Annotated in this window: 16 protein-coding genes; 1 reads left to right on the top strand and 15 read right to left on the bottom strand. The window is 63.9% G+C overall.

Features of this window, described 5'->3' with window-relative positions; genetic code table 11:
- The 4 genes from IP86_RS20570 to mdeB all read right to left on the bottom strand — a co-directional run.
- Positions 1-251, bottom strand: a 251-nt coding sequence (locus IP86_RS20570; RefSeq protein ID WP_283804787.1) for a carboxyl transferase domain-containing protein, incomplete at its 3' end; no start/stop codon positions are given.
- Between the two features lie 17 nt (positions 252-268).
- A complete protein-coding gene (lpdA, locus tag IP86_RS20575) occupies positions 269-1996 on the bottom strand; it encodes a dihydrolipoyl dehydrogenase (RefSeq protein WP_054164297.1) in 1728 nt (575 codons plus the stop codon).
- Positions 1997-2004: 8 nt separating this feature from the next.
- The gene (locus tag IP86_RS20580) at positions 2005-3288 is read right to left on the bottom strand and encodes a 2-oxo acid dehydrogenase subunit E2 (RefSeq protein WP_054164298.1); all 1284 of its coding nucleotides are present in this window, start codon (positions 3286-3288) and stop codon (positions 2005-2007) included.
- 17 nt (positions 3289-3305) lie between these two features.
- Positions 3306-5984: an alpha-ketoglutarate dehydrogenase gene (mdeB, locus tag IP86_RS20585; RefSeq protein WP_054164299.1), complete on the bottom strand. Its 2679-nt coding sequence runs from the start codon at positions 5982-5984 to the stop codon at positions 3306-3308.
- A 329-nt stretch (positions 5985-6313) separates the two neighbouring features.
- Here mdeB and IP86_RS20590 point away from each other — a divergent pair, with 329 nt between their 5' ends.
- Positions 6314-7174 (top strand): AraC family transcriptional regulator, encoded by an 861-nt coding sequence (locus IP86_RS20590; RefSeq protein ID WP_197279908.1) that lies wholly within the window; start codon positions 6314-6316, stop codon positions 7172-7174.
- A gap of 73 nt (positions 7175-7247) precedes the next feature.
- On the opposite strand, the gene IP86_RS20595 is transcribed toward IP86_RS20590, so the two are convergent.
- The 11 genes from IP86_RS20595 to IP86_RS20645 all read right to left on the bottom strand — a co-directional run bounded on the left by IP86_RS20595 (position 7248) and on the right by IP86_RS20645 (position 18217).
- Positions 7248-8471, bottom strand: coding sequence for an ABC transporter substrate-binding protein (locus IP86_RS20595; protein WP_054164300.1), 1224 nt, complete (start codon positions 8469-8471; stop codon positions 7248-7250).
- A gap of 161 nt (positions 8472-8632) precedes the next feature.
- On the bottom strand, positions 8633-10498 hold the full coding sequence (locus IP86_RS20600; protein ID WP_054164301.1) for an AMP-dependent synthetase/ligase: 1866 nt from the start codon (positions 10496-10498) through the stop codon (positions 8633-8635).
- A gap of 1 nt (position 10499) precedes the next feature.
- Positions 10500-11279 carry an enoyl-CoA hydratase/isomerase family protein gene (locus IP86_RS20605; protein ID WP_054164302.1) on the bottom strand — a complete coding sequence of 260 codons (780 nt, stop codon included), beginning with the start codon at positions 11277-11279 and terminating at the stop codon, positions 10500-10502.
- 15 nt (positions 11280-11294) lie between these two features.
- Positions 11295-12428, bottom strand: coding sequence for an LLM class flavin-dependent oxidoreductase (locus IP86_RS20610; RefSeq protein WP_054164303.1), 1134 nt, complete (start codon positions 12426-12428; stop codon positions 11295-11297).
- A gap of 166 nt (positions 12429-12594) precedes the next feature.
- The gene (locus tag IP86_RS20615) at positions 12595-13386 is read right to left on the bottom strand and encodes a creatininase family protein (RefSeq protein WP_054164304.1); all 792 of its coding nucleotides are present in this window, start codon (positions 13384-13386) and stop codon (positions 12595-12597) included.
- A 4-nt stretch (positions 13387-13390) separates the two neighbouring features.
- Positions 13391-14155, bottom strand: a complete 765-nt coding sequence (locus IP86_RS20620) for an enoyl-CoA hydratase/isomerase family protein (RefSeq protein ID WP_054164305.1) — start codon at positions 14153-14155, stop codon at positions 13391-13393.
- Between the two features lie 105 nt (positions 14156-14260).
- Entirely contained in the window at positions 14261-14980 is a 720-nt protein-coding gene (locus tag IP86_RS20625) for an ABC transporter ATP-binding protein (protein WP_082364145.1), read from the bottom strand.
- Positions 14973-15698 (bottom strand): ABC transporter ATP-binding protein, encoded by a 726-nt coding sequence (locus IP86_RS20630; protein ID WP_054164306.1) that lies wholly within the window; start codon positions 15696-15698, stop codon positions 14973-14975. Before IP86_RS20630 ends, IP86_RS20625 begins: the two co-directional genes overlap by 8 nt.
- The gene (locus tag IP86_RS20635; protein WP_245290686.1) at positions 15695-16705 is read right to left on the bottom strand and encodes a branched-chain amino acid ABC transporter permease; all 1011 of its coding nucleotides are present in this window, start codon (positions 16703-16705) and stop codon (positions 15695-15697) included. The genes IP86_RS20630 and IP86_RS20635 overlap by 4 nt, the downstream gene beginning before the upstream one ends.
- Positions 16706-16709: 4 nt before the next feature.
- Positions 16710-17579 carry a branched-chain amino acid ABC transporter permease gene (locus IP86_RS20640; protein ID WP_054164307.1) on the bottom strand — a complete coding sequence of 290 codons (870 nt, stop codon included), beginning with the start codon at positions 17577-17579 and terminating at the stop codon, positions 16710-16712.
- A 113-nt stretch (positions 17580-17692) separates the two neighbouring features.
- Complete coding sequence (locus IP86_RS20645) at positions 17693-18217, bottom strand: flavin reductase family protein (RefSeq protein ID WP_054164308.1); 525 nt, start codon at positions 18215-18217, stop codon at positions 17693-17695.
- Between the last annotated feature and the right edge of the window lie 56 nt (positions 18218-18273).

Below are 18273 nucleotides of genomic sequence, written 5' to 3' on the forward strand. Positions count from 1 at the left end.
TTGCGGCCGTTGACCGTGCCCCAGCCGGTGACCACACCGTCACCCGGAATTTTGGTCTTCTCCATCCCGAATTCGGTCGAGCGGTGCTGGACGAACATGTCCATTTCCTCGAACGAATGCTTGTCGAGCAGCAGGTCGATGCGCTCCCGCGCGGTCAGGCGGCCGCGCGCGTGCTGCGCGTCGATGCGCTTCTCGCCGCCGCCGAGTTTGGCACCGGCGCGACGTTGTTCGAGAGCTTGAATAACGGACATCGATTGGGCCAACTGATCTATCGCTTTCTGGCGATGGGAGGCAGGTCGGTGCAAATGCCCTCATAGACTTCGGCAGCCATGCCGATCGTCTCGCCGAGGGTCGGATGCGGGTGAATGGTCTTGCCGATATCGATCGCGTCGGCGCCCATTTCGATCGCAAGACAGATTTCCCCGATCAACTCGCCGGCATGCGGGCCGACGATCACGCCCCCGACGATGCGACCCGTTTCGGCGTCGAACATCAGCTTCGTTAGGCCATACGACGCGCCCGAGGCGATGGCCCGACCGGACGCGGCCCATGGGAATTTTGCCGAACGGACCTTTCCTCCGGATGCGGCGACATCGTGCTCGGACTTGCCGACCCAGGCGATCTCTGGATCGGTGTAGGCGACGTTGGGAACGATCCTCGCGTCGAAGGCAGCCGGCTTGCCGGCAGCGACTTCCGCAGCGACATGTCCCTCATGCACCGCCTTGTGGGCCAACATCGGACCGCCGACCACGTCGCCGATGGCGAAGATGTTGCGTGCCGTCGTTCTCATCTGCTCGTCGACTTTGATAAAGCCGCTATCATCGACTGCAACGTCTATCCGATCGAGGCCGAGCTCGCGGCTGTTGGGAACACGGCCTGCGGATTGCAACACCAGATCGTAGGATCGCGTTTGCATCGATGCGCCCGTGATACCAACCGTCACGCCGTCCGGCGTCACCGCGGCGGTTGTTACGCTGCAGGCGACGTCGATACGCTCGAAGCGATGCGCGTTGCGCGATCGCCAGATCTTCACGGCGTCGGCGTCCACGCCCGCCAGGATCTCGGGGAGCCTTTCGACGAGGTCGATTTTGGCGCCGAGCGCGCTGTAGACGGTCGCCATCTCCAGCCCGATGATCCCCGCGCCGATCACCAGCATGCGGCCCGGGATGCTGCGCAGTGCGAGCGCGCCGGTCGAGGTCACGACCCGCTCGTCCTTGGGAAGCATCGCCAGTTCGACTGCGCGCGAGCCTGTCGCGATGATGCACTGTCCGAATTCAATCTGCCGCGAACTCGGCGCGTCGCCGGCGATCTCGAGCCGCGTGGCGGAGACGAATGTCGCGGTGCCGCGGATCACCGTCACGCGGCGCGCCGTCGCCATCTGGCTCAGCCCATCCGTGAGCTTCTTGACGGTGCCGTCCTTGAAGGCGCGCAACGCCGGCAGATCGATCTGCGGCGCGGCAAAACGAATGCCCTTGTCGGCGATCCGCTCGGCTTCCTCCTTGACGGCCGCAACATGCAGCAGCGCCTTGGACGGGATACACCCGACGTTCAGGCAGACGCCGCCCAATGTGTCGTATCGCTCGACGATGGCTGTCTTCAGTCCAAGGTCTGCAGCCCGGAAGGCTGCGGAATAGCCGCCAGGGCCGCCGCCGATCACCACCAGATCGTAGCGCTCGTGATCGACTGCTACCCCCTGGTTAGCATCGGATCGGCTTGCGTCGACATCTTCCGCCTGTCCCGCCGTCGCATCGGATGCCGACGTCGCGGCCATGCCGATCAGTGTGCCTTGGGACACCTTGTCGCCGACGCGCAGGGCGACGCTGGCGATGACGCCATCGATCGGCGACGGAATCTCCAGCGTCGCCTTGTCGGATTCCACGACGATCAAGGCCTGCTCACGCGCGACGACGTCGCCGGCCTTGACGTGAACTTCGACAACTTCGACGTCCCGGAAATCCCCGATATCAGGGACCCGGATCTCCTCTGTCCGCTGCATCTATATCCTCACAAAGCGAAGCGCCGCAGATCGGCCAGCACCGATGCGACGAAGCCCAGGAACCGGGCTGCGGCGACGCCATCGACCACGCGGTGATCCCACGAGAGATTGAGCGGAAGCATGAGCCGTGGCTCGAATTCGCGTCCGTTCCAGACCGCCTCGGTGGCGGCCCGCCCGGCGCCGAGAATCGCTACCTCGGGCGCATTGATGATCGGCGTGAAGCCCTGACCACCGACGCCGCCCAGCGAGGACACTGAGAAACAGCCACCCTGCATTTCGCCCGACGCGAGTTGTCCTGCGATCGCCTTGTCGGCGAGCGAGCGCATCTCTGCGGCGATCTGCCGAAGGCCCTTTTGGTCACAGTCGCGGATCACCGGCACGACCAGACCTTTCGGCGTGTCGACGGCGAAGCCGATGTGGACGTAGCGCTTGAGGATCAACTCATCGCCCTCGAGCGACGAATTGAAGCGCGGGTATTTCACCAGCGCCAAGGCCGCCGCCTTGATCAGCAGCGACACCATGGTGAGCTTCGCCGCGTCCTTCGAAGCCTCCGCATTGGCGAGCTGGCGAAAGGCTTCGGCGTCGGTGACGTCCGCTCTGTCGAAATTCGTCACATGAGGAATGACATTCCAGTTGCGCGACAGGTTGGCACCGGTCAGCTTCTGGATCCGCGTCAGCGGCAGGCGCTCGACCGCGCCGTACTTCTCGAAATCCACCTTTGGCCAATCGACCGGCGCTTGGGTCGCGGGCGCCATCGCCGGCCCCGATCGCACCAGGCCGTTGACGAAGGCCGCTACGTCCTCGCGCAGGATCCGGCCCTTGGGCCCGGTGGGCTTGACGGAGTCCAGCGCAACGCCGAGCTCACGGGCCAAAGCGCGGACCGACGGCGACGCATGAGCGGCGCCGATCGGCTGTGGCTGCTGCGCACGGCCCCGGGAGTCGACGGGCGGCGCTGCGGGCGCTGGCGGTTGCGGCACAGCGGCCTGCGGCGAGACCGGTTGCTCCAGCATCGGCGCCAACGTAGCCTCCGGTGGAGATGCGGTGGTTTCTCCTCGCTGTTCGAGGATCATCAGCACCGAGCCTTGAGAGACTCGCGCACCGACATCGATCAGCAGTTTCGCCACCGTGCCTGCGGCCGGGGATGGCACCTCCATGGTCGCCTTGTCGGACTCGATCGACAACAGCGGCATGTCGACCGTGACCTCGTCGCCGACCGACACATTGATTTCGACCACCGGGACGTCTTTGTAATCGCCGATATCCGGCAGAACGACTTCCATTGAATGAGACATGGCGCTTCGCCCCTCTCTCAGCGGGACCAAGGCGATGAAACGCCGGTCGGCAATTCATAGCGAGTGATCGCTTCGGCAACCTGCTGCCGCGTGACGTCGCCCGTTTTCGCCAGCGCCGACAGCGCCGCGACGACGATCTGCTTGCGGTCGACCTCGAAGAAGGCCCGCAGCGCGGCGCGCGTATCGCTGCGCCCGAAGCCGTCGGTGCCGAGCACCGTAAACGGCGCTTCGATGTAGGAGCCGATCAGTTGCGGATAGCCGCGGACATAATCCGACGCCGCGACGATCGGCGTGCTGCCGCCGAGGCACTTTGCGACGTGGCTTTCGACCTGGTCTGACAGCGGCGCGAGCCGGTTGGTTCGCTCGACCTCGCGCGCGTCCCGCGCCAACTCGGAATAGCTGGTTGCCGACCAGACTTCGCTCGACACATTCCATTCGCTGAGCAGCATCGCCGCAGCGGCCATCACCTCCGGCAGAATGGCGCCCGAGCCGACCAGCCGTATTCTTGCCGGTCCGTCCGCACTGGGCAGAACCCGATAGAGTCCCTTGATGATGCCCGGTTCCGCATCGGCGGGTATCGAGGGCTGCGCGTAGTTCTCGTTCATCACCGTGAGGTAGTAAAACTCGTCGTTGCCCTGCTCGAGCATCGACCGCATGCCGTGGTCGACGATGACGGCCACCTCGTAGGAGAACGCCGGATCGTAAGCGCGGCAGTTCGGAACGGTCGCCGCCATCAAATGGCTGGAGCCGTCCTGATGCTGCAAGCCCTCGCCGCCGAGCGTCGTCCGGCCGGCCGTCGCTCCGATCAGAAAGCCGCGCGCGCGTTGATCCGCCGCCGCCCAGATCAGATCTCCGACCCGCTGGAAGCCGAACATCGAGTAGTAGATATAGAACGGCAATAGCGGGAAATTATGGGTGCTGTAGGACGTCGCCGCCGCGGTCCAGGATGAAATCGCCCCGGCCTCGGTGATGCCTTCCTCCAGCAGCTGACCGTCGATCGCCTCCTTGTAGTACAGCATGGAGCCGGCATCCTCCGGCTCGTAGAGCTGGCCTGCCGGCGAGTAGATGCCGACCTGCCGGAACAGATTGGCCATGCCGAAGGTGCGGGCTTCATCGGCGACGATCGGAACGATGCGCGGGCCGAGCGTCTTGTCTTTCAGCAGATTGGTGAACAGCCGCACGATCGCCATCGTGGTCGATGTCTCCTTGCCGTCGCCGCGCAGCGCGAACTCGCCATAGGATGGCAGCGGCGGCACCGGAAGCGTCTCCGAGTTGCGTCGCCGCGCCGGCATGTAGCCGCCGAGCGCCGCGCGGCGGCCGCGCAGATACTGAATTTCCGCGCTGTCCTCCGCCGGCCTGAAGAACTCCAGATTCTCGACCTGGTCGTTGCTGAGCGGAAGGGCGAACCGATCGCGGAACGCATACAGCGCGTCAACGTCGAGCTTCTTGGCCTGGTGCGACGTCATGCGCGACTCGCCGGCGCCGCCCATGCCGTAGCCCTTCTTGGTCTTCGCCAGAATGACCGTCGGCCGGCCCTTGGTGTCCTTGGCGGCCGAGAAGGCTGCGAACAGCTTCTTGAAGTCGTGACCGCCGCGCTTCAGGCCGTCGATATCCGCGTCCGACATGTGCGCGACCAGCGCCCGAACTTCAGGGTCCTCGCTGAAGAAATTGGCGAGGTTGTAGGCCCCGTCCTTGGCGCCGAGCGTCTGATATTTGCCGTCGACGGTCTCGGCGAATTTGCGCAGCAGCGCGTGCTTGCTGTCGCGGGCGAAGATATCGTCCCAGTCCGATCCCCACAGCACCTTGATGACATTCCAGCCTGCCCCTTGGAACAGCGATTCCAATTCCTGGATCACCTGGCCGTTGCCGCGGACCGGTCCATCAAGGCGCTGCAGGTTGCAATTGACGATGAAGGTGAGGTTGTCGAGATTTTCGCGCGCCGCCAGTGCGAGCCCGGCGATCGACTCCGGCTCGTCCATCTCGCCATCGCCGAACACACCCCAGACGTGGCGACCAGCGGTCTGCACCAGACCGCGATGCTGCAGATACTTCATGAACCGCGCCTGGTAGATCGCACTGATCGGCCCGAGGCCCATTGACGCACAAGGCACCTGCCAAAATTCCGGCATCAGCCAGGGATGCGGATAGGACGACAGCCCGGGGCCGCTCAGTTCCTGCCGATACAGCTTCAGGTTCTCGTCCGTCAGCCGACCTTCGAGAAACGCGCGCGCGTAGACTCCGGGCGACGAGTGTGGCTGGAAATACACCAGGTCGCCTTCGGACTCCGGGCTCGCCGCGCGGAAGAAATGATTGAAGCCGACCTCAAAAATCTCCGCGGCGGAGGCGTAGCTGGCGACATGGCCGCCGAGTTCGCCATAGGCCTTGTTGGCACGCACCACCATCGCCAGCGCATTCCAGCGAATCATCGCCGTCAGCCGGGTTTCGATCGCGATATCTCCGGGATAGGGCTGCTGCCGCTCAAGCGGAATCGAATTGCGATAAGGCGAATACGGCGGAGCATCCGGCAGCACGCCGAGTTCCTTCGCACGCCGATCGAGCGCAGCCAGAATGTATCGCACGCGTTCGGCGCCTGCGCTGTGGTGGAGCGAGCCAAGCGAGGCCAGCCAATCGGCGGTTTCGATCGCGTCTTGATCGGCGTTGATGGCTTTGCGCGGTGGATCGATGTGAACAGTCATTCGTCGGCTCCCAGAAAGCCCGCACTTGGTAGCACCGGGTGCCGTGGCACGTGCTGCTGAATACGGCTCCGGTCTGGGCTCGTATGCAGCATTCTCTGCTGCGGGATTAATCAGGGAGTGACCAAACTCCACGCTGCGCTGCAGTCTCCCCGGTTTGCCGACGACGCAGAATGCCGAACGACTAAGCGCACACGTGCAGGTCACGGGCATCATGTCGCGGACGGTCGAAGCTAACGGCTTGTCGCGACTAGTGACCCGAGCTTCGAAAGCAGCTAATCTCGGATCGCACGACAATCTGCGTCAAGGCTTGACGAATTGGCAGGATGGGAATGCGGCCCGAGACCGAGTTCGATCCAGATTTTGCACGGATGGATCTGCCTGATCTTCGGATCAACTATGATCCCGTCGATCCGGATCAATTCGATCGTCCCATCACTTCGTTTTGTCTCGAAACCAGCAAAGACAACGACGATCTCCCGCTGCACTCGCATCGCAAGGGCCAACTGGTCGTCGCATCTCATGGCTCGGTGATGTGCCGGGCGCCGGGCGGCTTGTGGATCGTGCCGCCGCAAGGCGCGGTCTGGATCCCCGCTGGCGTGCAACATAGCAATTGCGTCGCCGACTTCGGCAAACTCTACACAGTCTTCATCGATCCGCAGGTCAGCATGCTGCCGCGGACCTGCTGCACGTTGATGATCACGTCCCTGGTGCGCGAGTTGATCCACCGTCTGTCCGTCTTCCCACCGCTCTATCCACTGGAGGGACCGACCAGCCGTCTCGGCCGCGTCTTGCTCGACGAACTCGTGCAGATGACGACCACGGATGAAATGTATCTGCCGATTTCTGCAGACGCTCGCCTCCAACACCTCGCGGCATTCATGCTGCACAATCCGGGCGACCGGAGCACGATGGACGAAGTCGCCTCGCGCTACGCAATGAGCGAGAGCACGTTTGCGCGTTTCATCGTCAAGGAAACCGGGATGACCTTCGGGCGCTGGCGCCAGCGTCTCCACATCCTCCTCGCGATGCAACGCCTCACGGCGGGCAGTTCGGTTCAGGCGGTGTCGCTGGAACTCGGCTACGAGACGCCCAGTGCGTTCATCACGATGTTCAAGAAGACGATGGGAAAGAGCCCGCGGCGCTTTCTGGCCGAGCGGTCGCGCCTGATCAATTCCGAGATTTTGTCGTAGCCGGTCTATAGCCCACCGGCCGCCAGTTGGTTGCGGCCCCACGATCATTGTGGGGCCGCATGGCGTCGTGAAGTCAGCGTTTGCTGTAGGGCGCGAGCGGATATTCAAGCGACGCTTCGGCGATGGCTTGTGGAGCCACCACCCGCGGCCTGCCTTTCAGGCCCTGCAGCATCACCATCGAACAATGAATGTTCTGGCCGGTCTCGTCGAATTTGGTGTTGTCGCCATGCATCAGGATCGGCTTCATGTCGGTCGTCTTGAGTGCGCCGTGGATCGCCGCCGACTCCGTCGATGCTGCCCGCGTCACCGCGTCCGCGACGATCTGCACGGCCTCGAATGCGCAGCCCGCATTGGCATCGAACCAGTCGTTCGGGTAGTCGGCCGTGAACATCTTCATGATCTTGTCGGTCTCGGCGCCCTTCGGATTGAGCCACAGCGCCGACAGGATCGGCCCGTCGCCGTATTTCCCGAGCGCATCGTGATACGCCTTGTCCGAGACGCCGTTGGAGTTGGGCGAGAACACCATCTTGGGATCCCAGCCCTGCTTGATGCATTCGCGGGCGATCATGATCGCGTCGTTGACGCGCGTGACCGAGATCAGCGCGTCGGCACCCGATGCTTTCGCTTTGGCCACCTCGACCGACAGATCCTTGGCTTTCTCGTCGTAGGCGACGTACTGCGCGATCTTGAGCGGGACATCGACTTCCTTCCACGCCTGACCGATGCTCGCCGCCGTCGATTGCCCCATCGTATTGTTGAGATGGAGCACCACGGCACTGCTCGGCGGATCCTTAAGCGTACTAAGCACGGACTTCAGTTCGGTCAGCGATTGCCGCACGATGGTCAGCGACGTGGGGTAATAGCGGAAGACCTGGGTGAAGCCCTGCGACGTCACTTGCGTGGCGCTCGCGATGTGGACCACCATCGGCACCTTCGCCGCTTCGCAGGCCTGCAGCGCCGAGATGGTGGCGCCGGAATCCCACGCGCCGATCAGCACGGTGCAGCCTTGCCGGATCAGGCTCTCGGCGGCGATGCGGCCGTTTTCCGGACGGCTCTGCGTATCGGCGTGAACGATCTCGATGTCGAGGCCGAACTTTTCACGCGCGAACTTGGCGCCGAGATCGATGCCGCGTACGCAGGCCTGGCCGGGAAACGCCAGCACGCCGCTGCTGGGCATGATCGCCCCGACCTTCACCTTCGTCTTCGCCGCAAGCGATGGCTTTGATACCAAGCCTGCCGCAATTCCCAATCCGGTTCCGACAATCGTCCGCCGCGTGAGTCCGCCTTGCTTGGTCATCTCGATGCCCTGTTGCTGAAGGAAGGAAAATGATCTCGACTTGTAGCTTCGTCCGCATGGTCACGACCGGCGCCGGCGAGCCTCACCGTGCGCCCCGCTGTTCGCGGCCCGCGCAATCGTCCGGACACCGACGGTTCCGGGCGCTGCTCCGGCCGCCGACGTCAAAGGCCCATCTCGGCCTTGATCAATCTTTCTTCGGTCTCATCGTAGAGCGACGCGATCAGCGACTGATAGCGCTCGTTGATCTGCTTGCGACGCTTCTTCCGCGTCGGCGTCATCACGCCGTTCTCCAGCGACAATTCCTCCGGCAGAATCCGAAACGCCTTGATCTGCTCGGCTCGCGCCAACCTTCCATTGGCCTTGCCGATCTCCGCCTCGATCAGCCGGTTGACGATCTCGGAGGCCGCCAGGTCGGCGTAACCCGCGATCTTATCGTCACGCGACTTCGCCCACTCCATCGTGGCGGTGGCATCCACTTCGATCAGCGCGGTGAGATATTTTCGCCCCTCGCCGATCACCGCCGCCTCGGAAATGAACGGACTGTGCCTCAATTCGTTTTCGATCTGAGTCGGGCTGATCGACTTGCCGTTGGAGGTGTTGATGATCTCCTTCTTGCGATCGACCAGCTTGAAGATTCCCTCCGGCGACACCTCGACGATGTCACCCGTGTAAAGCCAGCCGTCGCGCAGCGCCGACTTGGTCTCGTCCGGCTTATTCCAATAGCCGGCAAACAAGCCCGGCCCGCGGACGATCATCTCGCCGTCCTGGAGCACGGCGGTCTCCCAGGCCGGATCCGGCAGCGGCACGCCGACATTGCCGGCCTGCGGCCACTCCGCCATCTGCACCAGATTGGCACCGACCAATTCGGTCTGGCCGTAGCATTCCTTGAGCTGTAGGCCCCACAGCTGCCACAGCGACATCAGCTCGGACGGCATCGCCGCCGACGAGGTGAACGCGACCTTCAGCTCGTTGAACCCGATCTCGGCGAGCAGCGGCCGGAACACCTCCTCGCGGCAGGTCGCGAACAGTTTCGCCACGAATGCATCGTGGTGACCGCGCTGACGGTCCTCGAGCGCCCGGCGCGCGATCGTCATGGCGAGGGCGTAGTTCGGATCTCCCGCTTCGCCGGCCGGATGCACCTTGCTGAGGATCTGCGTCGCAAACCGCTGATAGAACCGCGGCGGCGCCATGTAGTAGGTGGGCTTCACCTCCTTGATGGTCTGGGCGAAGTCGGCGGTGGTCTCGCCGAAATACGGAACGGCGTCGGCGAACAACGGCAGCGCCGTCGCCTGCCCGCGCGCAACGGTGTGCGACATCGGCAGATGCACCACCACCCGGTGCTCGTCCTGGCGCATGCTGGGGCCGAACAGAGTGATGCAATGCGCGCCGGCCAGAATCGAGAGATGCGTCAGCATCGCTCCCTTGGGATTGCCGGTCGTGCCGGACGTATAGCCGATGCTGACCACATCGGAGGCCTTCGCGGTCGCGCTCTCCTTTTGCAGATAATCATGCGCGTCGACGTCGTCCGCGCCGACGAACTCGGCCAGCGGCTTGATCAACGCCGTGGCCTCGCCGGACCAATCGGGGTCGAGCACGATGATGCCGCGCAGCTGCTCGGCCTGACCGGAGGCGAGAACGATGCGGAGCTGCTGCTCGCCGCCGACGAACGCGAACTTCGCGCCCGAGTCCGTGAGGCAGTAGGCCACCTCTTCGGGCGACGAGGTGAAGTAAACGCCCACCATGACGCCGCCGGCGCACATCGTGGCCATGTCGGCGATCAGCCATTCCTCGGACGAATCGCCCATGATCGCCACCCGATCGCCGCGCTGGAGACCAGCGCGCCGAAGCGCACTGGCCAGGTTCACGACACGCTGCGCATAGACGCCCCACGTCATGGCGGTCCAGGCACCGTGACGCTTTTGTTGCAAGGCGATCTTGTCGGGCCGCTCCGCGAGTCGCGCAGCCAAAAGCTGCGCGACGGTCGTATCGGCCAACTGGGCGCCGGATGTAATCGCAGCGACGTTCATCTCAGCGCTCCGCGAAACGCTTGCGCTTGGCCGCGAATGCGGCAACCGCTTCGGCCCGCTCGGGCGACTTGAACGTCAACATCTCCAATGCCGCAGAGGTGTCGAGCAGCAGGTGAGCGTACTGCTTGATGATCTTGTTGACGCTGTACTTGGTCCACACGATTGATTCCTTGGGCCCGCTTGCCAGCAGTTCGGCGTACTCGATCGCGGCATCGAGAACGTTGCCGTCCGCGATTACCTCGTTGATCATGCCTATCGCGGCCGCCTTTTCGGCCGAAATGAATTCGCCGGTCATGAGATAGTGCTTGGCACGCACCGGCCCCATCAGCAGCGGCCAGATCACCGCACCGCCATCGCCGGCGACGACGCCGGCATTGACGTGAGTGTCGGCAAACCGCGCGGTCGAGCTTGCGTAGATTACGTCGCAGAACAGCGCGAGCGTGGCCCCCAGGCCGACCGCGACGCCGTTGACGGCCGCGACGATCGGCACTTCGACTTCCAGCATGTTGCGGATCAGGTGACGACCGCTGCGGGTCGGGGACGGCAGCGCGCCTTTGTCCAGCGACTTCTGGTCACCGCCCGAGCAAAAGCCGCGTCCCGCGCCGGTTAGAACGATTGCGTTGACGGAACTGTCGTGGTCGAGCTTGACGAAGACGTCTTCGAGCTCCTCATGCATCTCCCAGTTGATCGCGTTGAGGATCTCCGGGCGGTTCATCGTGACGATCGCGACGCCGGTGGCGCGCTTTTCGACGATCAGATACTTGTAGTTGAATTGCGACATCGATCTCACCGTTGATTACTGATTCTGGGCCCGCATCTGGCGGATCGTGCCGAGGATTTCCTCGGTCGGCCGCACGACGTTGTTCCGATCGTTGAAATGCGGGATCACGTAACGGCCGACCATGTCGATCGCTTCCATGATCTTTTCGTGCGGGACGGAGTCCATGTGCAGCAGAACCTCGTCGACTCCCATGGCTTCAAACTTCTCGATCTGCCGGATCACCGTATCGGGGCTGCCGCACACCGTGGTGGCCGACTCGTTGACCAGATAGTCCCAGTCGTTGGCGGCGCGCTCCATCGACGGCACGCTCTCGCCCATGTACTTGTAATCGTCGGCGATCGCCGCGAGCCGCGGATAAGCGTCGGTCGAGATCTTAGCGTAGTGCATCAGCGGACCGGCGTAATCCGCCTTGGCCTGTTCGTCGGTCTTGCCGATGCCGATGAACAGCGGGACGCCGATACGCGGACGTTGCAGCGGCCCTTCCTCGTCGCGTTTCCAGTTCTTGTGATAGGCGTCGATCAGCTTCTGCTGGGCATCCCAGCCCTGATAGATGTTGCTGCTCATCACCGCGAAGCCCTGCGAGCCCGCCCAGACGTGGCTGCGCTCACTGGTCGCGGCGATGCCGATCACCGGATGCGGCTTCTGCAGCGGCTTCGGCACCAGCTGGCGCGGCGGGATCTGGTAGTACTTTCCGTCGAACGTGAAGATGTCCTGGCGCATCGCCTTCTTCAGCAGCGCCAGCCCTTCTTCCATCTGCGGCAGCGTCTCGTTCGGGTCGACGTTGAACGCCCGCATCGCGATGGTCGTATTGGCGCGGCCGCCGTAGAATTCCATCCGTCCGTTGGACAGGATGTCGGTCACCGCAAGCCGCTCGGCCGAGCGCAAGGCGTGGTTGATCCGCTGTGGCATCAACGTCACGGCCGCGCGCAGCTTGACGCGCGACGTCACCGCAGCCAGATAGCCGAACACCACTTCGGGCGCCGAGCTCGAGATGCCACCGAGCGCGACGTGTTGCTCGGAGAGCGCAACGCAGTCGAAGCCGACCTTCTCGGCCAGCCGGACTTCGTCGACCAGTTCGTGAAGCCTGCGCGTGTAACTGTGGCCAACCTGGGTTTCCTGTTCAGACCAGAACCCAAACGTAAGTGCCATGTCTCAATCCTTTTAGCTTTCGAGATGGCACAGGGTTTCATAGCCAGAGCGACATTTTCGCCCGAAGGCCGCGCCGCGTAGCAACGCTTTCCAAATTTTATGCTGTCCGTAATCGCAAGATGGCAGAAGCGCAGGAAGGCTAGGCGCACAACCGATGCGCAGGCCGTCAGCGGCGAGCACCAACGGCTGTAGAGCCGCCGTCAAACGTCTCGATCAGCAGGTCTGCGACCGCCGCGAGGCAGGCTTCGCCGATCTGACGGCTCGATCCAAACGGACATCCGATCACACCGTTAGGCGACACCGACCGGATGCCGTTCTTCCACATCAGTTCGAGATCCGCCTCCGACAGGCCGCCAAGATGGCCGACTTCGAAGCGATCCTGTCTGACGCTATCGGGGCGGATGGCCATCATCAGCGAGGTCTCGGCAATATCGGCGTGGCCGCCGACCGCCGACACATCGCCTCCGGCGTTGCGCACCGCTTGGCGCCACGTATCGATCCATGCGGTCGAGGCCGTGAACGCCTGGATCTCGACATCTGGCGGGACGGCTGCGCGCAGGCGGCCGAGCATATCCTTCAGGACCGGAAAATTGCCGATATGGCCGGAGTGGATCAGAATGCGCTTGAATCCATGCCGCGCCAGGCTGGTGCAGTAGTCGAGACAGATCGCTTCGAGCGTCTCCGGTCGGAGCGAGATCGTGCCCGCAAACGGCAGATGGTGAGCCGAGCAGCCGGTCTTGATGGTCGGCGCCACCAGCGTGGCGCCGCGGCGGCGCGCGATCCGCTCGGCCAGTGCCTCGGCATGATCCGCGTCCATGCCCAAAGACAAATGCGGTCCATGCTGCTCGACGGCCCCTAGCGGAATCACCACCGTGGTGCATCCTTGCGCCAGCGCAGCGGCGACTTCCTCGTGGCTCATCTGCTCAAGATAGATCTGGTCGGGATATCCGCGCGCCATCGCTTCAGCCCTTATTGTTCTTCGACAAGAACTTCGCCCGCGCGTTGGTGGAGCTTTCGGCCGTGACGTAGGCGTCGAGGTCGGCCACGGTCATGTCTTCGAGCGCCTGATCGCTCAGCTGAGCCGTGCGGTTGAGCGATCGTTTGATGGCGTGAAACAGCTTGCGATCCTTCTGCCGCAACGCGCCGCAGACGTCCCGCGCCCGGGATGCCACCTTCGTGGACGCCACGATCTCATTCACGGCGCCGATCGCCAGCGCGCGCTCCGCGCCGACGAGGTCGCCCCAATACAACAGCTGCTGCGCCGCCCGCACGCCGAGCTTCTCGACGGCGCGGCGCATGCCTTTGGTCACCGGCAGCAGGCCATGGTTGATCTCCGGAAAGCCGATCTTGCACGCCGCATCGGCCACGACATAGTCCGCATGTAGCAGAAACTCCAAGGCGCCTCCGACCGCATAGCCGCGGACCGCGCAGACGATCGGCCCCGGATAGGTCTCCATCACCACCAGCAGTTGGTGGAAGAATCGGATGCGCGGCCTTGCGACCTCGAGCCCGACCACTTCCTTGATGTCGCCGCCGGCGCTGAAGAAGCGGTCGCCGCTGCCGGTGAGAATGATGCCCGGCGAATTCTCCTCACCGGCAAAGCCCCTGATGGTCTCCAGCAACTCGACGATAAGCTGCGCATTCAGCGCGTTGGCCGGTGGCCGGTTCATCGTGATCGTGACCAGGTCGCGATCGCGCTCGATCAGCAGAGAAGTGGCAGTGTTCATCAGTGAGACCCAAGCGAGTGGTGGCTGCAACAGCCGGGAAGCGGTGAACCGAACGGCGGCGCGACGTGAGCTGCGACGCCTGACGCCGTGCCTGGCCAGCGCGCCTCACAGTCCCAGATAGGCGCGCTGAACATCGGGGTTCTCGAGCAGATCGCGGCTGGCTCCATGCAACACTACCGAGCCATTCTCGAGCACATAGCCGCGGCTGCTCAGCGCGAGCGATTTCGCGACATTCTGCTCGACGAGCAGGACCGTGATGCCCTGGTCGTTGAGGGATTTCACAACGTCGAACATCACGTCGGTGAGCGCCGGCGACAGCCCGATCGACGGCTCGTCGAACATCACGATCTCGGGCTTCGACATGATCGCCCGGCCGATCGCCAGCATCTGCTGCTCGCCGCCGGACAGCGTACCGGCGAGCTGGTCGCGGCGCTCGCGCAGTCGGCCGAACAATTGATAGACGGAATCGAGCGTGGTCGCGCGATCATGCCTGGCCCGCTTCAGCGAGCCGCCGATCAAGAGATTGTCCTCGACAGAGAGGGCGCCGAAGATCTGGCGGCCCTCGGCGACCTGAGCGATGCCCATTTCGCAGATGTCCCAGGGCGGGCGCCGCGAAATATCAATCCCGTTGATCTTCACAGACCCGCGCGACGACGGCACGATCCCGGCGATCGACCGGATCAGCGAGGTCTTGCCGGCGCCGTTGGCGCCGACCACGCAGATCAGTTCGCCCTTGTGGATGCGGAGCGACACGCCGTTCAGCGCATTGGAGCCGTCATAGGCCACGCACAAATCGTCGATGGTGAGCAGCGCATCATCAGGCATGGAAGCCGGCTCCCAGATAACTTTCCAGCACCGCAGGATCCGCCACCACCTCCGACGGCTTGCCCTCGGCGATCTTGGCGCCGTGGTGAAGCACCACAACGGTCGAGGCCACCTCCATCACGATCCGCATCACGTGCTCGACCAGCAGGATCGTCAGTCCGCCCTCGGCGAGCTTCTGCAGTACGCCGACAACGCCGGCCGCTTCTGTCGGCCGCAACCCCGCCATCACTTCGTCGAGCAGCAGCAGCTTGGGGCGGGTCGACAGCGCCTTGGCCATCTCCAGCATCTTGCGATCGGGCAACGTCAACTGATCGGTGCGGGCATTGGCCTTGCCGGCGAGCCCGACGCTCTCGAGCGACTGATACGCCTTCTCCCGCGCCTCCTTGACGCTCGTCGTCCAGCTGAAGGCACCCACCATGGCATTCTCCAGCACCGACATATCCTTCATCGGCCGGACGATCTGGAAGGTCCGCGCAATGCCCATGCGGCACACCGCTTCGGGCGGCTCGCGCTCGAGCGAACGGCCTTCGAACCGCACCTGCCCGGCGGTCGGCCGCAGCGCGCCGGCGACGAGATTGAAGCAGGTCGTCTTGCCGGCGCCGTTCGGCCCGATCAGCGCGGTGATGCGGCCCGCCTGCAGCGAGAAGCTGACGTCGTTGACCGCGACCAATCCGACGAACGCTTTGGTGAGGTTGTTGACTTCGAGCAGCGCGGTCATTCTTCGACCTTCCGCAATTGTCCAATCCGTCCTCGCGCCGGCAGCTGGATCGCCTCATAGCGGCGGACGATCGCCGGCCAGATGCCGTCGGGCAGAAACCACACGACCAGGATCAGCACCGCCCCGTAGGCGACGCTGTTCAGTCCAGGGAGCCCCATGCTGTCGCCGAGCGCCCCCATGGCGTGATGCAGCGGGATCGCCGCCAACGAGCCGACCAGCGGACCGAACGCCGTGCCCAATCCGCCGACTACGGGACCGATCAGCACGTCGACCGAAATCGCCATCCCCATGATCGAATCCGGGAAGATCGAGCCTTGCACCAGGCCCAGCACACCGCCGCCGATCGCAGCCGCGGCGGCCGATATCGAAACCACCAGAACCTTGTGACGAAACGTCCGCACCCCCAACGCCCGCGCGGCCTCGTCGTCGTCGCGCATCGCCCGCCAGACGTAACCCCAATACGACCGCGAGATCATTTCCGTTCCCGCGACGCCGAGCGCCGCGAGGGCTAGCGCGACGAAGTAATAGAACCGCGCGTCGCCGCGCAGCATCGCCAAATCCATCGCCCCGCTCGGCGCCTGATAGAACAGGCCCTGCATGCCGCCGACATAGTCCCAGCCGCCGAACATGATCCGGGCGAATTCGGCGGCTGCGATCGTGAGCAGCGCGAAATAGATGCCGCGGACCTCGAAGCGGAAGCTCAGCCACGCCAGCACCGCGCCGACGAAACCAGCAATCACCGCGCCCAGCAGCAGACCGATCCACGGCGTGATGCCGTACTTGATGTTCAGGATCGCCACCGCATACGCACCAATTCCAACGAACAGGGCGTGGCCGATGGACAGTTGCCCGCCGATCCCGAGCATCAGATTCCACGATTGCCCCATGAAGGTGAACAGCAGGACGATCGTGAGAAGCGAGACGACGTAGGCGTTGGACGCGCCGCCCACCACGGCGAGGACGGCGAACACCAGAGCGCCGGCGCCCCAGCGCTTGATGTCGCTCAATCGATCAGATGTCCTTTGCACCGAAAAACCCCCTCGGACGGAAAATCAGGATGACGATCAGGAGCGCGTAAGGGAGTGCTGTTTTCATCGACGGCGTGAACATCAGGGCCGCGATCGCTTCGGCGACCCCGATCGTCAGGCCGCCGAGAAGAGCGCCGCCGAAGCTGCCGAGACCGCCGACGATCACCGTCACGAAGGCCAGCAGCGTGAAGTCGACGGCGAGGTAGGGCTGCGCATCGAACAGCGGCGAGATCAACGCACCGGCGACGCCGGCGCAGGCGGTGCCGATGCCGAAGGTCACCGCATAGACCCGCGGAATGTTCAGCCCGACCACCAGTCCGCCCAGCCGATTATTTGCGGCGGCCCGCAGCGATCGGCCGAATGCGGAGTACTTCAGATAGGCTCCCAGGGCGGCGATCAGCAGTCCGGCCGTCGCGGCCGCCTGGATGCGGGCCCAATCCAATGTCAGCGGCCCGATGCTGACGGTCTGGAAGGAGAGCTGCGACGCCGTCGGCCGCGGATCCGGACCGAACGACATCAGCAAGACGCCGCTGAAAAGCAATGAGAGGCCGATGAAGACGATGAACTGATAGTGATGCGGCCGATTGACGAACCGCTTCACGAGCAGCGTCTCCAGCAGATACCCGAACACGAACATCACGACCGCCGCGATCGCCGCGGCGACCACGATCGGGACGTCCCAGACGCGAACGGTCCAATAGCCGATGTAGATGCCGAACACGACCATCTCGCCATGGGCGAAATTGACGACACGCATGACGCCGAAGATGATCGTGAGACCGAGCGCGACGAGGCCGTAGACCAGCCCGATGAGCACCCCGCCGGCCAGAACATTGAGCCACAGCGACAGCATCAGCGACCGACCGCTGTCGATTGCGCGATGGATCGTCTTGGTTTTCCTTGCATGCTCATCGGCTCCATCCTGGCTGTCGCGAAAGCGTAAGGCGTCGAACGTCGCCGCATGTCTCAGAGCGCCGTCAGCGCGGCGAAGGATCCATCCATGTAGACGAGCGGCTCACCGCGGCCTCGCGTCGTCTGAGCCACCACCTCTCCGGTGAAGATGGTGTGGCTACTCTCGCTGTAAGCATTCACGACGCGGCAATCGAAGCTGCAGACCGCGCCGATCAGACTGGGGGCGCCGGTCGTGAGATCGCACCACACCCCGTCGGCGAAGCGGACGTCGCCCTTGCTGCCGTCCTGCCCGGAGAACTTCAGCGCCAGATCGAGGTGCTCGACGCCCAGAATGTTCCAACAGAACGCCCCGCTGCTGAGGATGGTGTCGTGCGCGCCAGCGGAGCGGTTGACGCACACCAGCACGCTGGGCGGAGCCGCGGACAGCGAGCAGCCTGCCGTCAGTGTCAGGCCATGGCGGAACGGCGCCTGCCCGGTCGTGACGATCGACACGGTGCCCGGTACGTTGCGCATCGCGGCCCGGAATTCTGCGGCATCGAACGGGAGCGCTTCGGACAGCGGCGGTGTTGCGGGCGGCATGGGTGCGATACTTGGATTCATGAGAAGGATGAGTCCTGTTTGTCTAATTGCGGGCC

The sequence above is a fragment of the Rhodopseudomonas sp. AAP120 genome (genome assembly GCF_001295845.1).
Taxonomy (GTDB): domain Bacteria; phylum Pseudomonadota; class Alphaproteobacteria; order Rhizobiales; family Xanthobacteraceae; genus Rhodopseudomonas.